At 59.8% G+C, this 23,845-nt stretch carries 17 protein-coding genes; 9 read left to right on the top strand and 8 right to left on the bottom strand.

The annotated features are described in order from the left end of the window. Position 1: 1 nt before the first annotated feature. The 3 genes from MJ601_RS13700 to MJ601_RS13690 all read right to left on the bottom strand — a co-directional run bounded on the left by MJ601_RS13700 (position 2) and on the right by MJ601_RS13690 (position 4,587). Positions 2–2,350: a membrane-bound PQQ-dependent dehydrogenase, glucose/quinate/shikimate family gene (locus MJ601_RS13700; protein ID WP_348635584.1), complete on the bottom strand. Its 2,349-nt coding sequence runs from the start codon at positions 2,348–2,350 to the stop codon at positions 2–4. Between the two features lie 328 nt (positions 2,351–2,678). After that, positions 2,679–3,461 (bottom strand): SDR family NAD(P)-dependent oxidoreductase, encoded by a 783-nt coding sequence (locus MJ601_RS13695; RefSeq protein WP_242127340.1) that lies wholly within the window; start codon positions 3,459–3,461, stop codon positions 2,679–2,681. 49 nt (positions 3,462–3,510) lie between these two features. Beyond that, complete coding sequence (locus MJ601_RS13690) at positions 3,511–4,587, bottom strand: aldo/keto reductase (protein WP_242127338.1); 1,077 nt, start codon at positions 4,585–4,587, stop codon at positions 3,511–3,513. Between the two features lie 289 nt (positions 4,588–4,876). Between MJ601_RS13690 and MJ601_RS13685 the strand changes: the two genes are divergently transcribed. Continuing rightward, positions 4,877–5,416 carry a hypothetical protein gene (locus tag MJ601_RS13685; protein WP_242127335.1) on the top strand — a complete coding sequence of 180 codons (540 nt, stop codon included), beginning with the start codon at positions 4,877–4,879 and terminating at the stop codon, positions 5,414–5,416. Continuing rightward, complete coding sequence (locus MJ601_RS13680) at positions 5,406–6,539, top strand: phosphotransferase family protein (protein ID WP_242127333.1); 1,134 nt, start codon at positions 5,406–5,408, stop codon at positions 6,537–6,539. The genes MJ601_RS13685 and MJ601_RS13680 overlap by 11 nt, the downstream gene beginning before the upstream one ends. 125 nt (positions 6,540–6,664) lie before the next feature. Here MJ601_RS13680 and tnpC read toward each other — a convergent pair whose 3' ends face one another. Beyond that, positions 6,665–8,155, bottom strand: coding sequence for an IS66 family transposase (gene tnpC / locus MJ601_RS13675; protein ID WP_242127480.1), 1,491 nt, complete (start codon positions 8,153–8,155; stop codon positions 6,665–6,667). A 155-nt stretch (positions 8,156–8,310) separates the two neighbouring features. Here tnpC and istA point away from each other — a divergent pair, with 155 nt between their 5' ends. Both istA and istB read left to right on the top strand, forming a co-directional pair. Then, positions 8,311–9,570, top strand: a complete 1,260-nt coding sequence (gene istA / locus MJ601_RS13670) for an IS21 family transposase (RefSeq protein ID WP_242127478.1) — start codon at positions 8,311–8,313, stop codon at positions 9,568–9,570. Continuing rightward, positions 9,567–10,424, top strand: coding sequence for an IS21-like element helper ATPase IstB (gene istB, locus MJ601_RS13665; RefSeq protein WP_242127331.1), 858 nt, complete (start codon positions 9,567–9,569; stop codon positions 10,422–10,424). The genes istA and istB overlap by 4 nt, the downstream gene beginning before the upstream one ends. A gap of 182 nt (positions 10,425–10,606) precedes the next feature. Here istB and tnpB read toward each other — a convergent pair whose 3' ends face one another. Together tnpB and MJ601_RS13655 are read right to left on the bottom strand one after the other, a co-directional pair. Then, positions 10,607–10,954 (bottom strand): IS66 family insertion sequence element accessory protein TnpB, encoded by a 348-nt coding sequence (gene tnpB, locus MJ601_RS13660; RefSeq protein ID WP_009824048.1) that lies wholly within the window; start codon positions 10,952–10,954, stop codon positions 10,607–10,609. Beyond that, a complete protein-coding gene (locus MJ601_RS13655; RefSeq protein WP_242127329.1) occupies positions 10,951–11,310 on the bottom strand; it encodes a transposase in 360 nt (119 codons plus the stop codon). Before MJ601_RS13655 ends, tnpB begins: the two co-directional genes overlap by 4 nt. Positions 11,311–11,533: 223 nt before the next feature. Between MJ601_RS13655 and MJ601_RS13650 the strand changes: the two genes are divergently transcribed. Further along, positions 11,534–11,722: a transposase gene (locus tag MJ601_RS13650; RefSeq protein ID WP_242127326.1), complete on the top strand. Its 189-nt coding sequence runs from the start codon at positions 11,534–11,536 to the stop codon at positions 11,720–11,722. Between the two features lie 837 nt (positions 11,723–12,559). On the opposite strand, the gene MJ601_RS13645 is transcribed toward MJ601_RS13650, so the two are convergent. Continuing rightward, a complete protein-coding gene (locus MJ601_RS13645) occupies positions 12,560–14,983 on the bottom strand; it encodes a TonB-dependent receptor (protein WP_242127323.1) in 2,424 nt (807 codons plus the stop codon). 480 nt (positions 14,984–15,463) lie between these two features. Between MJ601_RS13645 and MJ601_RS13640 the strand changes: the two genes are divergently transcribed. After that, the gene (locus MJ601_RS13640; RefSeq protein WP_242127321.1) at positions 15,464–16,195 is read left to right on the top strand and encodes a hypothetical protein; all 732 of its coding nucleotides are present in this window, start codon (positions 15,464–15,466) and stop codon (positions 16,193–16,195) included. Between the two features lie 214 nt (positions 16,196–16,409). Here the strand turns inward: MJ601_RS13640 and MJ601_RS13635 are convergent, their stop codons facing one another. Continuing rightward, positions 16,410–17,651: an MFS transporter gene (locus MJ601_RS13635; RefSeq protein ID WP_242127319.1), complete on the bottom strand. Its 1,242-nt coding sequence runs from the start codon at positions 17,649–17,651 to the stop codon at positions 16,410–16,412. A 258-nt stretch (positions 17,652–17,909) separates the two neighbouring features. Between MJ601_RS13635 and MJ601_RS13630 the strand changes: the two genes are divergently transcribed. The 3 genes from MJ601_RS13630 (at position 17,910) to MJ601_RS13620 (ending at position 23,350) form a co-directional block, all read left to right on the top strand. Continuing rightward, complete coding sequence (locus MJ601_RS13630; RefSeq protein ID WP_242127317.1) at positions 17,910–19,034, top strand: peroxiredoxin family protein; 1,125 nt, start codon at positions 17,910–17,912, stop codon at positions 19,032–19,034. Positions 19,035–19,221: 187 nt separating this feature from the next. After that, positions 19,222–21,672, top strand: a complete 2,451-nt coding sequence (locus MJ601_RS13625; protein WP_242127315.1) for a TonB-dependent receptor — start codon at positions 19,222–19,224, stop codon at positions 21,670–21,672. 340 nt (positions 21,673–22,012) lie between these two features. Beyond that, the gene (locus tag MJ601_RS13620; protein WP_242127313.1) at positions 22,013–23,350 is read left to right on the top strand and encodes an MFS transporter; all 1,338 of its coding nucleotides are present in this window, start codon (positions 22,013–22,015) and stop codon (positions 23,348–23,350) included. The last annotated feature ends 495 nt before the right edge of the window (positions 23,351–23,845 follow it).

The following is a 23,845-nucleotide window of genomic DNA, read 5'->3' as shown; positions in this document are numbered from 1 at the left end:
ATCAGCGCTCACTCTGTTCCGGTAGCGAGAACGCCACTACTGCTGTGCCAAGCTTGGTTTGAAGCGCGAGCGTACCTCCGGCGGAGATTACCACGTACTCACGACCGGCCACAGAATAGATCAATGGCGTCGCCTGCCCACCACCTGGAAGATCCGCACGCCACAATTCCCGGCCGGATCGGCTGTCAAATGCCCTCATGTATCCGTCTTTGGACGCGCCGATAAATAGCAGGCCAGTTCGTGTGACGACCGATCCGCCGTGGTTGAGCGCGCCCAGGGGAAGCGCTAAAGGCTGCGGTAGACCCAGTGGCGCGCTGCCGCGCGCTGTGCCGAATTCTTGCGTCCAAATCAGCTTGCCCGTCACAAGATCGACAGCGCTCAAATGCCCATAAGGCGGTGCGTTACAGGGTACCCCGATCGGTGAAAGCCAGAACTTTATGTCCACGCCATAGGGCGTATACTTCTGCGGCACGCCCGCTCCGACTTCAACCACATTGCCCCAATCTCCTTGCGGCTTGAAGCCCAAGCGGTCCGATTCGGCCCGCGTGACAAGTTTGAGATAGCTCGCAAATCGGTTGGAGTTGACGAAAATAACGGCATGCGCCTTGTCCACCGATACGCTACCCCAGTTTATGGCGCCGAAGGAGCTTGGATACAGGATAGACGGCGTCAAACCCGGGTGCGTGTAATCGCTGTCGTAGCGGGCCTTGCGATACTCTATGCGGCAGTAGAGCTGATCGAGGGGAGTTACACCCCACATATCCACTTCACGCAGCCGCGGACCGCGAAAGGACGGCATTCCGTTCGACAGCGGCTGCGTACGCGCTGGCCGTTCTTCCGGCACGCCCCCGCGGCTCGGCATCGGCACCTCGGTGACGGGATGGATCGGACGCCCGGTGACACGATCGAGAACGTATAGGTCGCCCTGCTTCGTCGCTTGTACCAGCGCCCTGCGGATCTGCCCGCCTATCGGAAGATCGACAAGGGTAGGCTGCGCGGGAACGTCGCGATCCCACAAGTCATGATGCACCGTCTGAAAAGACCAGCGGACCCTGCCGGTCCTCGCGTCGAGCGCCACGACCGAACTGGAGAATTGATCATCGAACGGGCGCCGCTGCGCGCCGAAGTAATCGGGCGTCGCATTGCCGGTCGGCACATACACCATCCCGAGGGATTCGTCCGCGCTCATCGGGGCCCAGGAATTTGGCGTGGCGGGCGTGTAATGCTCCCCCGCGGGCGGCAGCCCCACGCGATCCGGGCGTCCCATATCCCACGCCCAAACCAGATCGCCCGTCGTAGCGTCAAAGGCGCGTACGACGCCGGAGGGCTCACCCCAATATTGCCCGTCGGTGATCCAGCCTCCGATGACGACCTTGCCGCGCACCATCGTGGGAGCCGATGTGACCCTATAATAGCCCTTGGGCGCTGCACTCAGACCACGACGGAGGTCGACGACGCCAGCCGTACCGAAATCCGGACAGGGGCGGCCAGTGCGGGCATCCAGAGCGATGAGCTTAGCCGTTGCCGTAGCCGTCAAAATGCGTTCGGCACACTGCCCCGCGACGGCAGGATTTCGGAAATAAGCGACGCCGCGGCATACATTGCCGTGACCGCCGGAGGCGTCGTACGTCCAACGCTGCCGGCCGGTCGTCGCATCCAGGGCGAAAACCTCGTTGTTGTTATTGCAGGTGTAGAGCGAATCACCGATTTTGATCGGCGTCGCCTCGGTACCCGGGACTGTGCCCAGGTGAGCAACCCATGCCACCTTAAGCTGGCCTACATTGTCGGGCGTGATCTGATCGAGCGGAGAGTAGCGAGAACCGCTGGAATCGCCACCAAAATTTGGCCAGTCCACACCGTCGGATAATGTCGAGGATTGCGATGATGCTGACGAAAGATTGATGGTTTGCGTGGGGAAGGGGGTCGATCCTGCCTGAAAGCGGGGGTCGATATTTCTGGTGGGACCAGCAATCGCATGTGCAAGCCCGCCGATCAGGACAGCGGTCACAATCCCTAACGCCAGCAGCAGCCCCGGTCGAGGTTTCGCAAAGCGGCTTCCTAATAAGGGACGCTGTGACCAAGGTAGCAGCAGCCAAAGACCAAACAGGACCAACACCAGAAGCCGCGGCAACAATAGCCACGCTGAAAAACCAACCTCCCATATCGCCCATATGATGCTGAGCATGACCGTGGCCGCATAAAGCCACGCGCCCGACCGGCGACGGAGCAGGAGCAACAAGGCCGAAGCAATGATCAGCCCCCCTGCGCACGCATAATATACTGATCCTCCGAGGCGAGCGAGTTCCACGCCGCCAACAAGCATCGCCAACCCGACTGTTCCGAGGACAATCGAGAAAATAATCAGCGTTGCTCGCGTCCAGAGGGGCGATATGGTCCGCCCGGACGCGGTATCTTGCCGCTGCGAGACAGGAGTGGGAGTGGCCGGGGTGGGGGAGTTCAGCAAAATCGAACGAGCCTCAAATTTTGGATGTCTCTACACGGAGAACAAGCGCTTTTCGCGAGTGTTTGAGAGGCTAGATTGCTCTCCTCGAAAGCTAGCGGGCAATTTCTCGACGATGGAAGTAGCGCAAGTGCGGTTTGTGTTCTTATGGCGCTCTCGCCAGGTGTAAAGGCAGCCATGTTTCCCACCCCAATGTGGCGACGCCGTTCGATAACGCTTATTGACCTCGCGCGGTCCAACCGCCGTCAATTGGTAGAACATGACCGGTAATCATCGATGCTTCCTCGGAACAAAGCCAAACAATACCAGCAGCTTGTTCTGCGGGCGTTAAAACGCGTTTGATGGCCGGAAACACCATCATCTCGTCAACAAGCCTTTGTCCATCTTCCGGCGTCATCCTGTCGTAAGATGCCGTTATCGTGATTCCCGGCGCGATGCAGTTCACTCTCACGCCACGATCTGCATATGTCATGGCGGCGAATTTGGTTGCTCGGATAACGCCTGCCTTTCCCGCGCCGTAGGCCATGCCGCCCTGGGGAACATAGAGAAAGCCAGCTAGCGAGGTCACATTACAGATGCTGCCGCCGCCGTGTTCGATCATGTAGGCGATCTCGTGTTTCATGGACAGGAAGACGCTACGAAGCGTCAGTGCTATCGTCCATTCCCAGCCTTCGAGGCTCTGCTTATGGAATTCCGGACCAGCAGCATCGGGGTGGGCGTCACCGACGACATTAGCCGCAATGTCGAGGCCGCCCAATTCATCGACCGTTGCCTTGACCAAATCGGCCATGTCTTGTTCTCGGGTCACGTCAGCATGACGAAAACGCACGTCGGCACCCAGGTCACGCAATTTCTTCAGGACCGCCGCGCCGCGCTCCTCGTTGATGTCGCTGCACATAACTTTGGCGCCTTCACGTGCGAAGGCCTCAGCTGTCGCAGCACCGATCCCAGCCCCGCCGGCCGTAACTAGGACCACCTTATCCTGAAATCGCCCACCCATCCTTAGCTCCTATGATTATCTTGATATTTGTCTGCGTGCTGGAGCGATCCTAATTTGCAGCGTCCGCTGCCCAAAGCCCGCGGTCTGCATAGCGTGGCGCAACGTCACGGTCGCGCGGATCACCCCAGCCATCGCCCAAGGCCTTCAGCATTGCTGCAGGATAGCGGGGCGTTGGCTGCGACAAGACGCTGAGGCGTTTCACTTCCTCAGCGCTCAGGAGGAGGTCGGCGGCCGCTAGATTGGCGTCCGCTTGGTCAATGCGATTAATGCCAAGCAGTACTGTCGAAACACTAGGCTGCTGCGCAGCCCAAGCCAAGGCCACCGCGGCCGCCGGCACATTACGCTCTTGCGCGATCGCGAGCAGTTCCGACACGACCGTGCGGGCAAGCGCGTGATCGACATCGTTGAGGAGCTGGATTTTACTCAACCGGCCGCCGCTGCCTGTAGGATCGTTGTCGGAATATTTTCCCGACAATACCCCCGATGCCAAGGGGCTGTAGGCCATTATACCGACGCCAGCGTCAATGGCGGCAGGTACTATTTCATGTTCGATCTCTCGGTCGAGCAGATTATACTGATATTGACCGGTGACGAAGCGCGCCCATCCATTTTCCTTCTGAATCGCGACAGCTTTTGACGCCAGCCAAGCGGGCCAGTTGGAGAAGCCGATATAACGCGCTTTGCCTGATCGGACAATCTGGTCGAGCGCGAGAAGCGTTTCTTCGATCGGTGTGCGTGTATCGGGCAGATGGCACAAGTAGACGTCGATCCAATCCGTGCCCAGACGCTTGAGACTGCCTTCTATGCTCATGTGCAAATGACGGGCGGAGAGCCCGACATCGTTGGGCGATCGGTCGGCCCGGGACCCGCCCTTGGTGACGATTACCGTATCCGCACGACGATCGCCCAGCAGGTCGCCAAGGATGCCTTCTGATTCCCCCGAGCAATAAACGTTCGCCGTGTCGAACAGCGTGACGCCGGCATCAAGCAGTTTGTCGATAACGATGGCGGCGTCGCTCCGCGACAACCCCGCGAAGGGCATGCCGCCTTCGGTGGCGAAGGTCATGGCGCCGAAGCCCAGTTTCGACACGGCCAGGCCGCTGTATCCTAAATAAGCATATTCCATCGATCCGCTCCAAATTTGTTGTCGCTGGTGCAGGATGGCGATGGACGCAGCCAGCACACACCCACCTTTTCAGGCTTGGGATCGCAGGTGCCGTGCCGGTTTGAAAAGATATATTTTGATGCGTGCCATTCAAAAAATGGTCCGACGATCGACCGCTCTATCTTAATTCGCAATCTACGCCGCGTTTGAGATCAAGCCAGACGCGAGCGCGGTCCGGGATCGATTTTATTGCCGCTTGATCGCTTTCACGTACCGTGGCAGGCATAGCCGTCATTTGGCGGCTGAAGCCATGACACATCGCGGCGGCGATGTTGAACAGGTGCATAAAATGTTCGATGGTCACGGTTCCTGCTCGCCGAGCGGAGATTGTCTGGGCTTTTCCTTCAGCAATCCGGAAAAAGATTGCTCGATCATGACGCACGGCGGTTTCGTGCGATCCACGGCGCTTGATATTGCCGATGCGCGTTCCAGGCCAACAGTGCATGTCGGATATATCACATCGACAGGCGACTTTCGCGACTTGCCACGCGCTGATCCGCTCCCTTATCATGGCAGCGACCATTTCCGCGCGACGGCTTGCGGCGCTTACATCCCCGGCTCCGCCTTTCCCGAAATTCGCAGCGGCAGCGAAGGTCTGAACGCCGTGATCCTGGTCAGAGATCGGCGAACTCCCGTGCAGGCTTGTGCCGGGGAAGGGATCGGACTGGTCATGAGGGAAGCGGACCGCGGTCGACTGATGGCCGCAGAGGCCGGACGATCGACCTCTCGGTCATCCGGCACGAATTCACACGAAGTTAGGCTTCGAAATTGGATGAAATATGGCTCCTGATGATATTAAGCAAAATCTGCGCGGATGGCTGGGCGAGAAGTTGCATGTTGCCAACCCGGCGATTCGCAACTGGACCTTCCCGACAAATGGTTTTTCGAGCCAGACCTTCTTGCTCGATATCGCGCTGCCCGACGGGAGCATATTGCCCCTGGTAGTCCGCAATCGTCCCAACAGGTCGCTCTATCCTGACGAGGGCTTTTTCAAGCAGACGCGCGCGCTGCGGGCTTTGCGGGAAATGACGAGTGGCGTCCTTCCCGTTCCCGAAGTCCTTTGGGAGGAAGAAAGCCCCGCAATCACCGGCACGCCCTTCTACGTGATGCGACGCGTACCAGGCCGGGTACCTCCTGATTCTCCCGATTATCACGTTTCGGGATGGGTGACGGAATTGTCGGCCGATGACCGTGCGCGCATGGCGCGGTCTGGCATCGAGACGCTCGCGGATCTGCATAGAGTGCCGCTACGCCCGGAGGTGGACTTCCTTTGCGTTAACGGCAGAGATGGCTCGATCGGTGGTTACCTTGAATGGGTCGGCGCTTGGTATAACGAAACCGCCAAGCAACGGCGGGTCGTTGTTGTAGAACAGGCGATAGAGCACTTGCGATCGGCGCACTTTGACGTGGTTCCGCCGAGCATCTTGTGGGGCGATTCCAAACCAGGCAACATTATCTTCGCGGACGACCTGTCGGTCGCTGCGTTGCTCGACTGGGAAGCTGTATCGATCGGCCCCGCCGAGATCGACCTTGGCTGGTGGTTAATGTTTGAACGGCGGTGGACTTTGGAGATGGATATTCCGCTGTTGCCGGGGCTTCCTGATCGTGAACAGATCATCGCGATCTACGAAGCAAGGCTGGGCAGATCAGTGCAGAACCTTGAACTCTACGAACTGCTCGCAGCAGTCACGCTCGCAATCATCATCATCGCCGCATGCGAACGGCGGATCGCGTGGGGCGAGCTTCCACCTACGAGCGACATGGCACAGAATAACGTCGTCACCCGAATGATCGCGAACGACCTCGGCCTGCCGCCAGTAGAGGTGAACCAGGACTATTTGCGCGCCATCGCCAAGTCCGTAGCCGGAAACGCGAATCCGGATCGCTCGAATCCCTCTCTTACTGACCGCTGACGAGCCCAACCATTATGTCATGGGCGGAGATGTGCGCCGGAGGGGACCTCAGCCTCTTCTAAAGACGAAGGCGAAGCTCCTTCGTATCCCTCGGACGAGACGTAAGCGTGGCCTGAGTACCGCAGCTATGCGGCTTGGGCGACGTCTTGCTCGCTCGGATGCCAGTTCCACGGCATGAGCTCATCCCAGCGAGTAGCGGGCCAGTCGCCAGCGATCTTTTCGATGACATCGGCGATGTAGGCCTGCGGTTCGATGCCGTTGAGTTTGGCGGTCTCGATGACGGAATAGATGGCGGCAGCCCGTTCGCCACCAGCCTTCGATCCGGCAAAGATCCAGTTCTTGCGGCCGATCGCCACGGGGCGGATCGCGCGCTCGGCGATGTTGTTGTCGATCTCGGCAACGCCCTGGTCGATGTAGCGGGTGAGCGCATCCCAGCGCTTGCGGCCATAGCTGAGCGCCTTGGCCATGTTGGACTTTGGCGACAGGCGGCGCAGCGCATCGTCGATGATCGAGCGTAACTCGTTCACCTGAGGCCTGCTTCTGTCCTGCCGATGCCGGCAACGCTGGTCAGGCGGCTGACCGCGTATCTCTTCCTCGATCCGGTAGAGAACGGCGATCCGATCCAGCAGGTTACTCGACAACGGCGTCGGGCTGGTGGCGTGGTTCTCGAATATCTTGCGCCGGAAATGCGCCCAGCAGGCGACTTCCTGGATGCGGTTGCTCCTGTAGAGCTTGTCGAAGCCCGCATAGGCATCGGCCTGTAGCAACCCGGTAAAGTCCTTGAGCTCGCTTTGCGGGTGCACGCCGCTGCGATCAGGGGTGAAGCGATACCAGGCCAGCGCGGGCGTGGATGCGCCAGCGGCACGATCATCGACGACATAGGCCCAGAGCCTCGCCTGCACCGTCTTGCCCTTGCCGGGCATCAGCATCGGCACGGGCGTGTCATCGACATGGATCTTGCCGGCCTTGATCCCTTCTTCCCGGATGCGACTGACGATCGGGTCAAGCAGATGTGCGGCCTGTGCTGCCCAGCCTGCCAGCGTCGATCGGTCGATATCGAGGCCCTGTGCCGCCATCATCTCGGCCTGGCGATAGAGGGGGAGATGATGATCGAACTTGGCGACGACGACATGGGCGAGTGTGGCGAAGCTGGCCTTGCCCCGGGCAATCGCCTTTACGGGTGCCGGGGCTTGCACGATCTGCTCGCAGGATCGGCAGCTATATTTAGGACGGACGGTGCGGATGACGCGCCATTGCACCGGCGCGACATCGAGCATCTCGTCGCTGTCCTGCCCGAGCGGACGCAGGGCGCCTCCGCAGGAAGGACAGGTGCAGGTGCCTGCTTCCGGCTCGATCCGGCGTTCGGCCCGCGGCAGATGCGCCGGCAAGGCCCGGACCGGCGCCGGTCGCTCCCTCTGATCCGCCTGGACCTTGCGGATATCGGCAAGCTCCGCTTCGCCTTCCAACTCCTCAAGGGTGAGTTCGAGCTGTTCGATCTGGAGGGACAGCTTCTCCGAAGACTGGCCAAAGGTGAGCCGCCGGAGCTGGGCCAGCTGGAAACGCAAGGTATCGATCAGCGTGTCGCGGGCCGCCAGAGCTGCCTCCAACTCGGCGATGCGGGCGTGTCATCGGGCGTGCAAAATTCCCTGAAAGTGGGCTTTGAAAATTCCCTGGTTGGCGGGTTCGTCAGCCCATTTTGCCGGGGTTAACCCCGGCAAAATGGGCTTCGCCGACATCGGCCCCATCTCCGCTGTGCGGGGAGGCGGCGTCGATGGTCCGACTTGGAGAACTGATGATGATCCTGGAGCTACATCGACAGGGAGTATCGATCACCGCGATCGCCCGCCGGACGGGGCGCGATCCGAAGACCGTGCGCAAATATATCGAGCGCGGAATCGAGGCACCGGCCTATGGCCCACGAACGGTGGGGCGTCCGAGCAAGCTCGCACCGTACCTCACCTTCCTGCGAGAGCGGATCACGGCCTTCCCCGAACTCAGCGCGGCAAGGATGACGCGCGAGATCCGCGAGCTTGGCTATGTCGGCGCGTATACCGCGGTGAAGCGCTACCTCGCCGCGATCCGGCCCGAGGATGGACCCAAGCCCTACGAGGTGCGCTTCGAGACGCCGGCAGGTGTTCAGGCGCAGGTCGATTTTGCGCGGTTCGCGGTCGACTTTGCCGATGATCCCAGCACGACCCGCATCGTCTGGCTGTTCAGCCTGGTGCTGGGTCACTCGCGCTTCCTGTTCGCCCGCTATGTCCTGCACCAGGATCTGCAGACGCTGCTTCGCTGTCATATGCAGGCGTTCGAGGCGCTCGGTGGCGTGCCGATCGAAATCCTCTATGACCGCATGAAGACTGCGGTCACCGGCGAGGATGGCGACGGCCACATCATCTACAATCGGTCGCTCCTGGCGCTGGCCCGGCATTATCGCTTCCAGCCCCGCGCATGCCGGCCCTATCGGGCGAAAACCAAGGGAAAGGTCGAGCGGCCGTTCCGCTATATACGCGAGGACTTCTTCCTCGGCCGCGCCTTCCGCAACCTTGAGGATCTCAACGTGCAGCTGGCCGACTGGCTCGACACCGTCGCCAATATCCGGGTGCATGGCACCACCCAGCGCGTGGTCGCTGAGGCGTTCGCCGCGGAACAGCCCGAGCTGCAGGCGTTGCCGGATCATCGGTTCGACGCCGTGCTGAAGCTCGAGCGGCGCGTCAGCCATGACGGCTTCGTCGCGATCGGCGGCAACTATTACAGCGTGCCAGATCGGACCCGACGGGTGGTCGAGGTCCAGCAGCTTCCCGACCTGATCCGCATCCTCGACCTTGGCAACGTCGTCGCCGAACACCCGGTGCTTGAAGGTCGCAAGCAATATCGGATCGATCGCAGTCACCGGACCGGCGGAGCCGCCAAACGCAGAGCCGCCGGCTCGTCCGGGGTTACGGTCGGGAGGATCGGCGATTACGTGCCGCCGCGCTCGCTTGCCATCTATCAGGCGATCGGAGCGCAACTCGCCACGGGAGGCCGGCCATGACGCTCACCGCCGCATCCTCGCGGGTCGACAATATCCGGCGCAGCCTGGTCGGGCTCAAGATGCCACTTGCGCTCGAGATGCTCGATGCCACACTCCGCCGCATCGAGCAGGGTCAGATCGACGGCATCGAGGCGCTCGACGATCTGCTGACCGAGGAGCTGACGCTACGCGAGAACCGCCGCATCAAGGCGGCGCTACGTATGGCCCGACTGCCGATCCTCAAGACGATCGCCGGCTTCGACTTCTCGTTCCAACCTTCACTCGACCGCAACCGTATCATGGCGCTCGCCGGCCTCGACTTCATCAACCGTGCAGAGGTGGTCCACCTGCTCGGCCCGCCCGGCACGGGCAAGAGCCACCTCGCCACCGCGCTCGCGGTCGAGGCGGTGCGCGCTGGCCGCAGCGTCTACTTCATCCCGCTCGCGGACCTCGTCGCCATCCTCGCCAAGGCCGAGCGCGAAGGTACGTTGCGCGAGAAGATCCGGTTCCTGTGCCGAGCCTCGCTGCTGGTGGTCGATGAGATCGGCTATCTCCCGGTCACGCCCGGCGGCGGCAACCTGTTCTTCCAGCTCGTCAACGCCCGCTACGAAAAGGGGGCCATGATCCTCACCTCCAACCGCGGCTTCGCCGAATGGGGCGAGGTGTTCGGTGATCCCGTCGTCGCAACCGCGCTGCTCGACCGCCTTCTGCACCACGCCGTCGTCGTCCAGATCGAAGGCTCAAGCTATCGCATGCGCCAGCACGCCGACCTGCTGCCGGAAAACAATCGTGCTACCGCACACATCAACCTCCCGCCGGCGCCACGGCGTCGCGGTCGCCCACCGAAGGTCCAGCCCGATCAACAATACGGCTGATCACCGGACCCTTCGCAACCGCTCACCACCCAGGGAATTTTAAGCGCCCACTTCCGGGGAAACTTCGGTGCCCGTTGACACGGGCGTCCTTATCGACGGGGGAAGAGCCTCGATCCGACACCCTGGAATAGTATCAAAGCGGCACTGTCGATGCCAGATAAACCCACAGGAATCCGCACTTTTTAGCCCGCCAGCAGCGGCGCGGCTGTCCGTTCCGGGCGTCTCCAGTCTATGCCTTCAAGCAGCATCGAAAGCTGCGCCGAGGTCAGGCCGACCTTGCCCGTCTTCGTCACTGGCCAGACGAACCGGCCACGGTCCATCCGCTTGGAAAACAGGCATAGGCCCTGGCCATCATACCAGAGCAACTTCACCAGATCGCCACGCTTGCCCCGGAAGGCAAATAGCGCACCAGAATGCGGGCTCTGTTCCAGCACCTGCTGGGCCAGCACTGCCAGACCGTCAAAGCCCTTGCGCATGTCGGTGGCGCCACAGGCCAGATAGATCCGGGTGGAAGGTGGCAGTGGGATCATCGCGTGAGAACGGCAATGACCCGTGCCAAGGCCTCGGCATCGACACCGGCGTCCACGGTCAGCTTCACGCCCGAGGGCAGTTCGATCCCGATATGACCGCCGGGCGCCCACAGTGCCGGAACCGGGGTAGAAAACTCGACCTCCGCGAACGTGGGCAATGCTGCTGGTCTGCCACCGCCAAGCTCACCCGACATCGCCTGCCGCCGCCAGGTGTAGATCGACCCGCTGCCGATCGCGTGTCGCTTGCAGGCGTCCCCAACCGAACCCTCGGGGCCAAAGGCATCGCGCAGGATCGCCAGCTTCTGCTCCACTGTCCAGCGGCGCCGACCCGCAACGACCTCGATCCGAGTGCTCATACGACCGCTCGGATGAGCACTCATATGACTGCTCGCTGGTCCACCTTCTATCTCGTTATCCATCGCCGCTCCCTATCCGAGCGGCAATCAGCCCTTCATCCCCCAACCGCGCAAGGCGGCCTCGGCACCACGGTTACGACGAGACCTGCCTTGTCGTGCGGGCGGAAGCTGCTCTTATCAGCGCGCTCAAGAGCGCTCTTTTGCGCGCACTCAGGAGCGGTCGATGGGCCAGGTTACGGTCTATTCGCAGGTTGAACGGCGACGGCGGTCGAGTGACGACGAGCGCCTGCAGATTCTCGGCGAGGCGTTTTCGCCAGGTGCGGTGGTAACGCAGGTTGCGCGGCGGCACGATGTCTCGGCCGCGCAGATCTACACGTCGAAGCGACCGCAGAGCAGGCCACGGCGGCTTTAGCGGACCCGGTTTTCGTCGAGTCCGTCATGGTCACAGACAGGCGTCCGGCCGGTGCTGATCTGTCGCCAGTGATCGTCGTCGATCTGGCGGGTGGCCGGCGGGAGAGCATTTTCCCGTCGGCATCGCCAGCCGCGATCACGGCGGCGCTGAAGGCATAGCGGTGGTCAGCTAGTCACGGCGGTGGTGCAGCCGCTCAGGCGATGATCAGACCTGATGCTGGCGCGCGGGTGATGGTCGCGATGCGCCCGGTGGATTTTTGGAGAGGTCCCGATGCGCTGGCGGCACTCGCCGGCAATGAGTATCGTAGCAATCCATAGTCAGGCGTGAATTACCTGTTCCGAGCCAAGTGCGCCGACCGGATCAAGCTCGTCTGGTGGGATGGTACCGGGCCGTGATTAATGGTCAAGCGCCCGGAGCAGGGCCGGTTCGTGTGGCCGTCGGCAAGGGACGGGATTGTGCCGCTGACCGCCTCGCAGCTTGCCTGCCTGCTCGATTACGCATGGCAATGCCCTCCCGGCAAGGCAGAATGATTGTGAGATCGACGCTCTGGAGATTGTGGTCACGGAGCTTTCGGACCGCCTAGAAAACGCCGGCGTGTTTCTGAAGAGATGGCCTCCGGTCGGCTGACGAGCGACCAGGAGGCACCCTTTAGACTCTGGACGTAAAGCCAATTTACGAGGGAGCTCAGCTCCAGGCATCGGCGTGCAAGGCGGCCTCCCGGCCAGACTCACCGTGTACCCTTAGACGAGAACCGAATTCACGGATGCAGAGCTGCTGCTTTATCTCTCTCCCGAGGTCTGTTAACCCTGCCTGGGCTCTGCAGCCGCTGCTACATCGTCAAAAGTCAATTCTCAGGCTGCCTCCTATAAGGCGCGGAACGCCCGGGAATGCATCCGCAAAGAGCAATGGCGCACCAAAATTGGACGCTGCGACGTAATAGTGTTTGTTCGTCAGATTGCTCGCGAAAATCGCTATCGTTGCTGGCAATCGCTTGAACCCGAAACTCACCCTTGCGTCGAGCAGGCCGTAGCCCTTTTGCGACACATCTGCATAAACGGAGGAGGGGAGCCCTGGCGAAAGCGAGAAGAAGACGGTCCGCGAACGATATGAGTAGGTTGCCGAAAGCGACAAGGTTCCGGCTCGGAACGTGATAGGATAGGTGCCGGTGGCTGATCCATTGAATTTCGGGGCGTTCACGATCGGGGAGCCCACGTTGGGACCCTGAACATATTGGGGATGGGTATAGCCGGCCGAAAGATCGAGCTGGAAGGCGCCAATAAGCGCCGTAACCTCAGCCTCTCCACCCCAAATGTGGGCCTCCCCGCTGTTCGTGAGTTTAGATACGACAGTACAGTTCGGGCATCCGGGGTCAGTCGGGAGATTCACGGACAGTTGCAAATTTTTGTAGTCCGTATAGTAGGCAGCGACATTGACACGGAGCCTGCGGTCAAGGAGATCGAACTTTGCGCCAATTTCCGGGCTGAGCGCACTCTCGGGGGCCGCCGGTCCGAATTCATCGAGGGCACGCTGATTGGCCGCCGCCGCTTGCCCTATGGTAACCGTTGCGGACGGCGCGATCGCGGCTGGACCGGATTGACTGAAAGCGCCAGAGCGGAACCCTTTCGATACCTTGGCATAGACAAGAATGTCCGGGCTAGCGCGGTAGTCGATCCCGGCAGTGAAAGGCACGTAATGGTAGCGAATGCGTCGTTTGTAGGAGCAAGCGGCTTCACTGGGGCTGAAGGGTTGATTGGCAAGCTGGCAATAAGCGAACCCGCCCGTATCAAGAAACTGTGCGTGATCGATATAATTGACCTGGCGAGTATCGACGACATACCGTACGCCGCCGGTCAGCCTGAGGCCCGGCACGATTTCATAGGTGAGTTGTCCGAAGCCAGAATAAGAGCGATTGCGTACAAACGGACCGCTCACGTTCTCGGTTGGTGCAAGCGCGGTGAGGACCTGGCCATAACCAATTTGACTGGCCCGCTCGTCGAAATAATATAGTCCGGCGATGTAACTAAGCTTACCCAAATCACCATAAGCCTGAATCTCCTCGGAGAATTGCTTGGCTCTAACGGGATTGTTGACAAATTCCAAAAACTTGTATGGCGTACCATCGATATCGGCCTGGGTATCGTACACCGTGTGCGTATAAGCCGTGATCGATTTCAGCGAGACGCTATCACCGACATGAGCGATGATTGTCGCAGTCGCATTATACTGTCTTAACCTATATCTGTCATTAAGGTCGGAAAAGCTGTCATAGAAGCCCCCTTTTCCGATGTAGTTCGTCATAAGGTCGCCCGGATTGCCAGACAGCGCAGGATAGAGGGCATTAGTGGGCGGTAAGCCGGGCCCAAGTGTCGCCGCTGGATCAAAATAGCGCAGACGAGCTGGCGCCGCGTTTCCGCGTGAATCTATATAGGATCCGGTGAACAGCGCCTCAATTTCCTCTGTAGGCCGATAGCGGATGGTTCCGCGCAGATAATCCTGTTCATTAGTCGCGGTCTCCGCTCCCGTGACGCGATTTTCGCCATATCCTCCATGTCGGCTGTGCTGATAGACAATTCGCGCAACGAGTGTGTCATGCACGATTGGCAAGTTAACGACGCCCGTCAGCCCCCACGCTCCATAATTTCCGCCGGTGGCCTGAACGTAGCCCTCGAGCTTGTTGGTCGGCTTTGCGGTCGTGATGCTCACAGTGCCGCCAATCGTGTTGCGCCCGAAAAGCGTCCCTTGGGGGCCCTTGAGTACCTCAACACGCTCCATGTCGATCAACGCGGCGTTAGAGCCCGCGTTGATGGCTGTATACGCCCCATCAACATAGACGCCGATCGGCGGATCGATCGTCACATTGGGCACCAGCTGACTGACGCCGCGAATTGATATCGAGATCTCGGCCGGTGACAAAGTTTGCTGGCTGTGCATGCCCGGTACCGCCTTCGACAGGCTGATCACGTCGACGACCTGCTTTCGCTCCAGCACAGCGGTCGGAAGGGCTGTCACGGCAATTGGCACATTCTGCAGGCGCTGTTCGCGGCGTTGCGCGGTGACGATTATGTCCTGGACTTCCGCTGGCTTGGCTGATGGAACGATTGTACTCAGTGTTTGAGAGGGGATTGAGACGGACGAAGTCGACTGAGCATTACTGACCTCGTTCCCAGATTCGGACGCCTGGGCATGGGCGATGCCACCTGACCCAGCACAGGCAAAAACGCCACCGGACAGAAGAATGAGCCGGCTTATTCCCTTGTTCATCCCTATACCTCCCCCACTTGCCGGAGATATACTTATGTCTCGGCATTTAACTTTTGGCCGTTTGATCTGCCATTGCCGCGATATCGTTTCCGCTGCCGAATCATCCAATTCATTATCGATATGGCGCGATAGTTCGACGCTTAGGTTCCGACCTCGAATTGAACTTCAGACGTGAAATAGCAAAATCTATCGTGAGTTTATGGGACCACTTCCGATCAGGCGGCCTCGAATGAAATCAAGATCATGCAAATCGTGTGAAAGCCGAGCTCGGTGGCTCTGCCGTGATGTGGTGAACGACCCCTGCGCCGGCGTCGCTGTGCAATAATGTGGTCGTTGAGCCATTTAGGAGCCGATCCATGCAACAAGATATCGTGACCGTCTTTGTCGATCTGGCGGAGAAAATGTCGCAGGTCCATTCGAACGCCTAAGGGAGGGTACCGGTCGCTCGTCGCCGTATGCGATCGTCAGGCACCCTTTGTCATGGGTGCGGCCACCGCTGCGGCTCGCCTCGGTCTGGATGAACAAGGAGAGCGCTTGCTAGGGTACCCGTTCTCCTCCGCAGTCGAATGCAAAGGTCGCGTCGCCGGAGGCGACATCGAACCGTCGAAAATTCTTGGTTACCTGGTCGCTCGGAATAGCCGCACCGAGCCAAAAATGGAGACTGCCGTTCAACAAACCGGACTTGTGGCGACGCTCCTGCAGCTGTCGAGACTGTTTGGTCTGACCGATGGCTTCGACACGTCGCCGGAGCTTCTCGATCATCGCCCGCTAAAGGCTTGCCTGCCAAGCGATTATCGACAGTTCGGTGACGACCATATCTCAGGTGGCGTCAACGCGGTTTTCCAAATTGGCCACGACGTCTGGAGCGTTGGCAAAATAGAGACCAGTTGGCTGAAACTTTCCGGCGCCCTTCGCCCCTGTACTTCCGCGCTTCGACGAACGTTTGCCCTTCCTCGCGTGCGATCAACACACCAAGCATCCCGTTCCGCAAGCAAACGATCACCGATCAACGCAGCAGGTTGGCACGAAACTGCGGATTGCGGCGCCGCCATTTGGGAAGCGCTTCGCGCGCAGCGACGAGCGCCGCTGCAGCATCGCTGGCTTCGGCCCAACCAAATTCGCCGAATATGTCACGAACGTCCGACGGATTCTCGCTGCTATGGGCATCGATCCTCGACCGCCACGCGCCGGCAATATACGCGCCAGCGGTAAAGCTGCCGCTGCGGGTTTCGGGGGGGGCATTTTCCGGGTAGATTTTCTCGCGGACGTCCCGCTGCCCAGATGTACTGCTGCGGCCGTCCGCGCGGGCTAACGATGGCCGCGGTGTGAATGACCATCGCCTTTCCGAGCTAGCCCAATCAGTACATGGCCATTCATCGTCAAATACAGTTTCCGGTATAATCGATAGCTGTTGGATCTCGTCAGCTCATGCCGCGAGTGTGGAGGTCGCGTACGGCCGGGCGTAACGCGGCAGGGTAGCGACGATGACAATGGCAGGGATCAACATGCCGACCGACACCCAAAGCGCCGGACGATAAGATCCGAACTGATCGGCGATAATCCCAATGAACGCCGGCGATAGACCCGAAGCGGCAATGATGCTCGCGTATAGCGCGCCATAGACCTTGCCGACATTCTCCACCCCGAAATACCGGGTCGCAAGATAGGGGAGGATATCGAGCTCAGCACCCACGGTGAAACCGAGCAGAAGGGCGGCAGGCACGGCAAAGGCGGTGCCATCGATTGCCAGACCGGCAAGGCCCGCCGCCGTCGCAACCATACTGGCAACCAACACCCACGGCGCGAACAGCTTGTCGATCAGTAACCCCGTTCCCAGGCGTCCGCACAGCACCGCCAGGCCGGTCAGGCCCAGTACTTCGGCCGCGCGGCTCGTCGGCAGGCCCAGTTCTCCCAGCATCCGTACCATGTTCGGGACATATCCCGATGTCCCCAGTGTGCCGATGAAGAAGCCGGCAAGCAGGTGCCAGAACAAGGGGCGACGCAGCAAGGGCCAAAGTGACACGGCAACCGTCTTCGTGGCGGCCTCAACCGCCTCATCAGCGGACGCGGACAACGGCTGCTCCGATCGAACGATCAGCAAGCCCGAAGTGCCCAACAACGCAGCAATTCCTGCCAGCGCGACATAGGCCGCCCGCCAGTCATATGCTTGTATAAGGCGCGACGTGACTATCGGAATTAAGAGCGCACAAAGCCCGTTTCCCGAGACGATACACGCCAGCGCGAAACCGCGCAGCCGATCGAACCGCTCCGAAATGACTCGATTATAACCCAGCGGAGTGGTCGCAGCGCCAGCCGCGGCCAGCGCTATTTGAAGCGCAATGAAGAGCCAGACCTGCGCGGGGGCCAGCGCCAGCGCCAGCAAGACCATAGTTTCTCCCGCGATGGAGAGCGCGATGATCCTCAGCGCGCCACGCCGATCAACGATGGTGCCGACCACGGGCAGCGCCAGAGCGAGCGTGAAAGCATAGCCCATATGCGCCAGACCAAGCTGGCTGCGGGACCAGCCATAGCGGGTACCGAGTTCGGCGGTCAAAACCGAGAAACTATAAAAAACCAGCGCAGCGATACCCCCCGACACGCCTATTGTTGCCCCTGCCAATGTACGCCAGCTCCGCTTCAACTCTTCGAACGCTGCTGGCAATTGCATCTCATTCTCCTGGCTTTGAACGGTACGTCACATAAGCCGGCATAATCATCAAGTCTACTGGATGATTTTTGGTGGAACTAGACAATGCGACAAATCTGTTAAGCAATATAGATTCAATATTGCCGCACGTAAATTATGATCTTTACTTTTAATTCCTAATCGAATAACGGTCAAATGCGGTCTTGTTGAAATATTAACAGTTCACAGTCGTAAGGCATATTTTATATGAATTATAATGCCGAAGATTATCAGAGGTCCATGCAGGCGATCATCGCTGGTGAGCCCGTCGAAATGGCGGATTTCCTGTCGCACTTCGATTTTCAGAACGGCAACGTGCAATCCGGACCACCGGTGGGAAGCCGCTTGCCCGTATTCGATCTTAAGGATCAAAATGGGCGGAGGCGATGTTTCACTGACCTCACCGGCCCAAACGGCCTGTTAATTGTGTTCGTGCGCTCGGTGAACTGGTGCGGCTATTGCCGGAATCAACTTGCCGAGATTGCCGATGCCGTTAATGGACTCGCGCAACGTGGTATCAACGTAATCGCAATCGCGCCGGACGGGCCAGCGCTGGTGCGTAAGTTCGCGGAATTTGCGCAGTTGGGATACCCGATCCTCGCCGATATCGACGCCGGATTCTGTGAAATCCTTGGTATTCTCAACACGAATATCCCGGAGCAGGTAGCGTTGCAGAATCATGGGAGGATTCCATTCCCGGGGCACGTCCTGCTCGATGCGGAAGGCACGATCGTCGCGAAATTCTTTACCGACGACCTGCGGCACAGACCGAGCGCAACCACCCTTGCGTTCGAGCATCTCGGCGCTTCCGATATTGCGGGTGTGGTCATTGAGACAGCCGAACTCGAGGTTCGAATTTGGCTTTCGTCGACACGGCTTCACACGGGGCAAGAGATTGCCGTCCGCGCCGAGTTTTCGCTACGGCCAGAATGGAACCTTTATGCCAGCAGCGTCCCCGAGCCCTACGCGCCGCTCTCCCTCGAGTTTTCTGGCGAGTTGATTGGCGCGCAACATGTGAGCTTTCCGGTGCCAGAGGAGAAGAAGCTGGAAGCGCTCGGCGATGTTCTGCCGGTGTACCGGGGCGTGTTTGCGGCCGCCGGCCGCCTTCGGCTGAAGTGGAGCCCACCGGTCCATGGTAGCCGTCGCATAGCCGGGTTGAGCGAAGTGCTCGGGTCGCTGCAGACGCAGCCAGGACAGTATGAGCTGTGCGGTACGATACGCTACCAGGCTTGCTCGGGCAGCTCGTGCCTCCCGCCCCAGCGTCTTGATTTCGCGATACCGATCGAAATACTGGCGGATACCGACAAGGTCGAATCCGTCTTTCGAACCGAGATCCACGGCGAAGCTGATCAAGGCACCCAATAGCGGACTTGAATGCTGCCTTCTTCAATTTGAATTGGCCGTGTGCAGGATCCTAGCGGTAGCCCACCATGGCACTTGATCGCCTGCGGTTTCGCGAAAGCGGCTCAGTCGACGAACGACAATTACAGAAATCGGAACGACTCGTTACCGATCAAATCATAGGTCGGGTCACCGGCAGGGGGGAGATGAAATGGCAAATAATTCAAATATTAAGCGGGCGCTCAGGCTGAGTGCCGCGTTGCCTGCGCTTTTTGGGGCGACGCAGGCATTCAGCCAGACCGCTGTCCAACCCACATCGCCTGTCGCATCCGCCGAGAAAGCGGATGGACGGGACGAGATCGTCGTCACCGCGCGCCGCCGCGAGGAAAATGTCCAGCAGGTGCCCGTCGCCATCACGCTGGTGAGCGAGCAAAGTTTGCGCGCTAACAATATCGTGATGATGCAGGATCTGACTCGTGTCGCCCCGTCGCTCTCGATCACGACGACCACGCGCGGCGGCAGCACGCCTGTATACGCCCTGCGCGGCCAGCGGGCGTACAACGTCAACATTCTGACCGAGCCCGCCGTCACGGTTTATTTCGGCGAAGTCGGCCAGTCGCTTCCGACCGGTACCAATCAGTCTTTCTTCGACCTTCAATCCGTGCAGGTTCTTAAAGGTCCCCAGGGAACCTTGTTCGGCCGCAATACCACGGGCGGCGCGATCCTGATCACGCCCCGTGCGCCCAGTCATACGCTAGAGGGATATGCCCAGCTGGGACTCGGTGACTATGGCCTTCGCGATATCGAAGCGGTGATCAACCTGCCGATCGGCGACACCCTGGCGCTGCGCGTTGGAGGCAAGGCGACGAAGCGTAAAGGCTATATGCACGGGCTAAACTTCGATCAGCGGGCGAATGATATCGATGCTCAATCGTATCGCGTGTCACTACTCTGGGAGCCTTCGAATTCGGTCTCATCGACGACTATTGGCACGTATTTCCACAACAGCTCGGTGGGCAATTCGACCAAGGCATTGTTCATAGATACTCGCGGCGTCCCATCCGCGACGCTCGGCGCCGCTGCCGCGCCGGTCGCGATAGCTCGCCTCAATGCGGAGATCCTCCGTGTTCAGGCATTTGGAAAATATGAATATGAGAGTTCGCTGCCTCTATACTCCAAGGACGACGTCTACGGTATTCAGAACCTGACGAGCATCAAGCTCGGGGCAAGTTCCTTCTTTGGCGACGTCACGTTGAAGAATATCGTCGGCTATCGGGATATCCACTCGCGTTATACCAACGATACCGACGGGAACCGCCTGTCCTTCTCCGGGTTTCCCGGCGAGATTTCGGCAAAGCTGTTCTCGGAGGAATTTCAGGTCCAGGGGGAGACATCAAACCTGAATTATATTCTCGGTGGTTATTACAGCTCTTCCACATCCAATGATTACGCGGCGGCGACGCAGTTCGCGGTTGTCGCCGATATTTCACCGGCGCTGTTTCCCCTCTATTCGACCCAAGAATATAGCGCCAAGAACAAGAGCTATGCAGGCTTCGTCAATGCCGATCTCAAGCTCGATTCGCTGGCGGACGGGCTTTCGCTTTCTGCAGGCTTCCGCTTGACGCGGGATGAGCGCGGGGTGGTCTATTACAACCGGACGTCACGCGGCGTAACCGTTCCTTCCTACATTTGTAACCAAAATCGCGTTGTCACGACCATCGAAAACAAGCAGGCCTGCCGTACCCCCGCTACCGGGATGTACGAGGCCAGCTTCACCCGCGCGACGTATAACGGTGGCATCAACTTCCAGGCCAATCGCGATCTGCTAGTCTATTTCTCCTATCGTCACGGTTACAAATCCGGAGGCTTCGCACCGAACCCTCCGACGCCGCCAGTTGGTCAGGCGCTGGTTCCGATCCCTTACAAACCGGAAGGTGTCAACAGCTTCGAAATCGGCCTGAAGTCGGATTTTGCGGCCAGCGGAATGACCGGACGACTGAATCTCGCCGCATTCTACGACAAGCTGCATAACGCCCAGCGATCGATTGCTGCGCTGACCGCGGCGGGTGGCTTCACCAGCCAAATCGTCAATGCCGCTAGCGCCGATGTGAAAGGCATCGAAGTCGATTTGATGGTACGGCCGATGCGGGCGCTGACGTTCAATGTCAGCTATGCCTATGTCGATCCGACATACAAGAATTTCACAGACTCTTTCACTGTTCCAGGCGGTCGGGAAACCGTTGACGTTTCAGACAGCGTGTTCGCGAACATCGCAAGACACACACTCAACGCTTCGGTCGGCTTAGACATCATAGACGATAGCAGCCGAGGAACCCTCTCTGTCTTGGGCAGTTATTATTATCAGTCGAAGACGAACCCTGCAGAAATTAACACGGCTCATTGCGGCATCGCCGGCTTCTATAACAACTGCCTGAACCATCTCGGAGTCAATCCTGCATATGGCACGTTCAATCTACGGGCAGACTGGCGCAATGTTGCCGGGCGCGGATTAGATCTGGCCCTGTTCGTGACGAACGTCACCAACAAATTCTATTATACGGGCGGTGCCGCCGCGACGGCCGCGCTGGGCATTTACAGCAGCACGGTTGCCCCGCCGCGAATGTTCGGCGGCTCGGTGCGCGTCCCCTTCGGCTCGCGTTGATCGATATCGGGACCGGTCGCGCGGCGGCGCTCCAGTCGCCAGATTCTTCAGGGAATGACGACAGTCACAGCAGCAATCGCTCGCAGCCCGGGAGGAGCAGTAGCGGGATCCCAGAGCGGATAGGATTTGGCGCTGCGCTAACTCCGGGGCTGATCACGGGTCCGATATTGGTCGCGACCGATACAATAGCTGCTGAGTATTTGTCGTAAGATTGGCTGCAGCGATACGGCTAGGGAATTGCCCGATCCTCGCCTTGTATTGGCCCATCGGCGGGGGCACCGCTACCAATCTGCGCGACGGGCCAATGAGAGCGCGTAAGAAGCCGCAATGGAGGATGCCCATGGCTATCGAGACAGCAGAGCGCGTTCAGGCTGCGCCGACGAAGGCGACTTTCGCCGCATGGGCAACCCTCGGTGTGCTTTTGCTCTTCTACATATTGTCGTTTCTGGACCGTCAGATCCTGGCGATGATGGTCGATCCGATCCGCCGCGACTTGCAGATCGATGATTTCCGCATCAGTCTTCTCATGGGACTGTCCTTCGCGGCACTCTACACGGTCTTCGCGCTCCTCATGGGCAGTGTGGTCGATCGATATCCGCGGCGGCTCATCGTCTATGCCGGCGTGACGCTCTGGTCGATCTCGACGGCGGCGTGCGGGCTGGCCGCCGGCTTCGGCCACCTCTTCGTCGCGCGCATGGCGGTCGGGATAGGCGAGGCGACTCTCGTGCCCGCAACATATTCGATGCTCAGCGATGTCTTTCCGCGTCGCCGCCTCTCCCTTGCGCTCGCCATCTTCACGCTCGGAACCGTATTGGGCGCGGGGCTCTCCATGGTGGTTGGCGGGGGCGTGATCGCTTTGGTGTCGTCCATGCCGCCGATCGATCTACCGATCTTCGGTGCAACCCGCGCATGGCAAGTGGTATTCTTGGTAATCGGTCTATCCGGGATTCCTCTGGCACTGCTCATCTTTGCAATCGCCGAACCGAAGCGGACGGGCCTACTGATCGGTCAAGACGCAAAGGCAACCAGCTGGCGCGATGCGATTACTTTTGTCCGCTTGCGTTGGAAACTGTGGACCGCGATTTTATTAGCATTTGCGCCCTGCTCCACGCTTGCCAACGCCGTGGTCTTGTGGGGCCCGAGCTACATGGCACGCGGTTTTGGTTGGACGCCGGTGCAAATCGGAACGGCCATCGGCCTGACGGTCGCGACGGCAGGGGGTGCGGGCCAGCTTTTCAGCGGATGGTATGTTGACAAATTGCTTGCAAAGGGGCTTCCTGACGCCGCCTTCCGATATTTTGGCTGGTCTCTTACCATCTCGATTCCATCAATAGTGGTCGCCTTCCTCGTGCCCAGCCCGGCACTGATGCTGGCGCTGATCGCCATTCCCTTCCTCGTTATGTTCGGTAATGCGGGATATGTCGCAGCGGCAATCCAGATGACCACGCCCAACCAATTCCGTGGGCGAATGGGTGGCTTGTTCCTGCTCGTCGTGAGCATTCCCGGACTCGTCGTGGGGCCCTCATTAATAGCGCTGCTCTCCACAAATCTTTTCGGATCTGACAAGAGCCTGGGATATTCGATTGCGTTGTGCGCCGTGGCTTTTGTACCGCTAATGGTCTCAGGCGTTGTCCTGGGGCGACGCGCGATGTCGGAATTGATTGCCGAGGCAGCTTGACCGGCGAAGCGCTATCGGCGGTCAGCCGTTGACTTTGGAAATCGGTGCTTCGTTTCCCAACGGAGCTTAGCGTATGTCTGCGCAGGTCCGTCCCTGGTCAATGCAGCCTGCAGAGCAGCCGTTTGAACATTTCGCGCCATGCGCCCAATAGGAGCTTCGTTGATGCGGATCGCGTCCTCCACGATCGCGCGAGCGCCGATCGCATCATCAAGACGATGCCTGCGGCAGCGAAAGCGGCCGCCATCAGCAGCGTCGACGTACCCAGCATGGTCTCCCATCTCGCCCTAGGCATTCCGAAGGGGAACGGATAACCCGAAGGCCCCGGAAAGGATCACCAACGTGATCGCGTTCAAGCGACGGTTGATCGGCGGGGGGGGGGGGGGGGGGGGGGGGGTGGGGGGGGGGGGGGGGGGGGGGGGGGGGGGGGGGGGGGGGGGGGGGGGGGGGGGGGGGGGGGGGGGGGGGGGGGGGGGGGGGGGGGGGGGGGGGGGGGCG

The sequence above is a fragment of the Sphingobium trunci genome, assembly GCF_022664535.1.
GTDB lineage: Bacteria > Pseudomonadota > Alphaproteobacteria > Sphingomonadales > Sphingomonadaceae > Sphingobium.
The sequence above is the reverse complement of the archived record's forward strand: the minus strand, read 5'-3'. Positions and strand labels throughout refer to the sequence as shown.

Bases quoted from the DNA above. Each gene is read 5' to 3' on its own strand.
- MJ601_RS13695 (WP_242127340.1), bottom strand. From the start codon at position 3,461: ATGGGTGGGCGATTTCAGGATAAGGTGGTCCTAGTTACGGCCGGCGGG.
- MJ601_RS13690 (WP_242127338.1), bottom strand. From the start codon at position 4,587: ATGGAATATGCTTATTTAGGATACAGCGGCCTGGCCGTGTCGAAACTG.
- MJ601_RS13685 (WP_242127335.1), top strand. From the start codon at position 4,877: ATGACACATCGCGGCGGCGATGTTGAACAGGTGCATAAAATGTTCGAT.
- MJ601_RS13680 (WP_242127333.1), top strand. From the start codon at position 5,406: ATGGCTCCTGATGATATTAAGCAAAATCTGCGCGGATGGCTGGGCGAG.
- istA (WP_242127478.1), top strand. From the start codon at position 8,311: ATGGTCCGACTTGGAGAACTGATGATGATCCTGGAGCTACATCGACAG.
- istB (WP_242127331.1), top strand. From the start codon at position 9,567: ATGACGCTCACCGCCGCATCCTCGCGGGTCGACAATATCCGGCGCAGC.
- tnpB (WP_009824048.1), bottom strand. From the start codon at position 10,954: ATGATCCCACTGCCACCTTCCACCCGGATCTATCTGGCCTGTGGCGCC.
- MJ601_RS13655 (WP_242127329.1), bottom strand. From the start codon at position 11,310: ATGAGCACTCGGATCGAGGTCGTTGCGGGTCGGCGCCGCTGGACAGTG.
- MJ601_RS13650 (WP_242127326.1), top strand. From the start codon at position 11,534: ATGGGCCAGGTTACGGTCTATTCGCAGGTTGAACGGCGACGGCGGTCG.
- MJ601_RS13645 (WP_242127323.1), bottom strand. From the start codon at position 14,983: ATGAACAAGGGAATAAGCCGGCTCATTCTTCTGTCCGGTGGCGTTTTT.
- MJ601_RS13640 (WP_242127321.1), top strand. From the start codon at position 15,464: ATGGGTGCGGCCACCGCTGCGGCTCGCCTCGGTCTGGATGAACAAGGA.
- MJ601_RS13635 (WP_242127319.1), bottom strand. From the start codon at position 17,651: ATGCAATTGCCAGCAGCGTTCGAAGAGTTGAAGCGGAGCTGGCGTACA.
- MJ601_RS13630 (WP_242127317.1), top strand. From the start codon at position 17,910: ATGCAGGCGATCATCGCTGGTGAGCCCGTCGAAATGGCGGATTTCCTG.
- MJ601_RS13625 (WP_242127315.1), top strand. From the start codon at position 19,222: ATGGCAAATAATTCAAATATTAAGCGGGCGCTCAGGCTGAGTGCCGCG.
- MJ601_RS13620 (WP_242127313.1), top strand. From the start codon at position 22,013: ATGGCTATCGAGACAGCAGAGCGCGTTCAGGCTGCGCCGACGAAGGCG.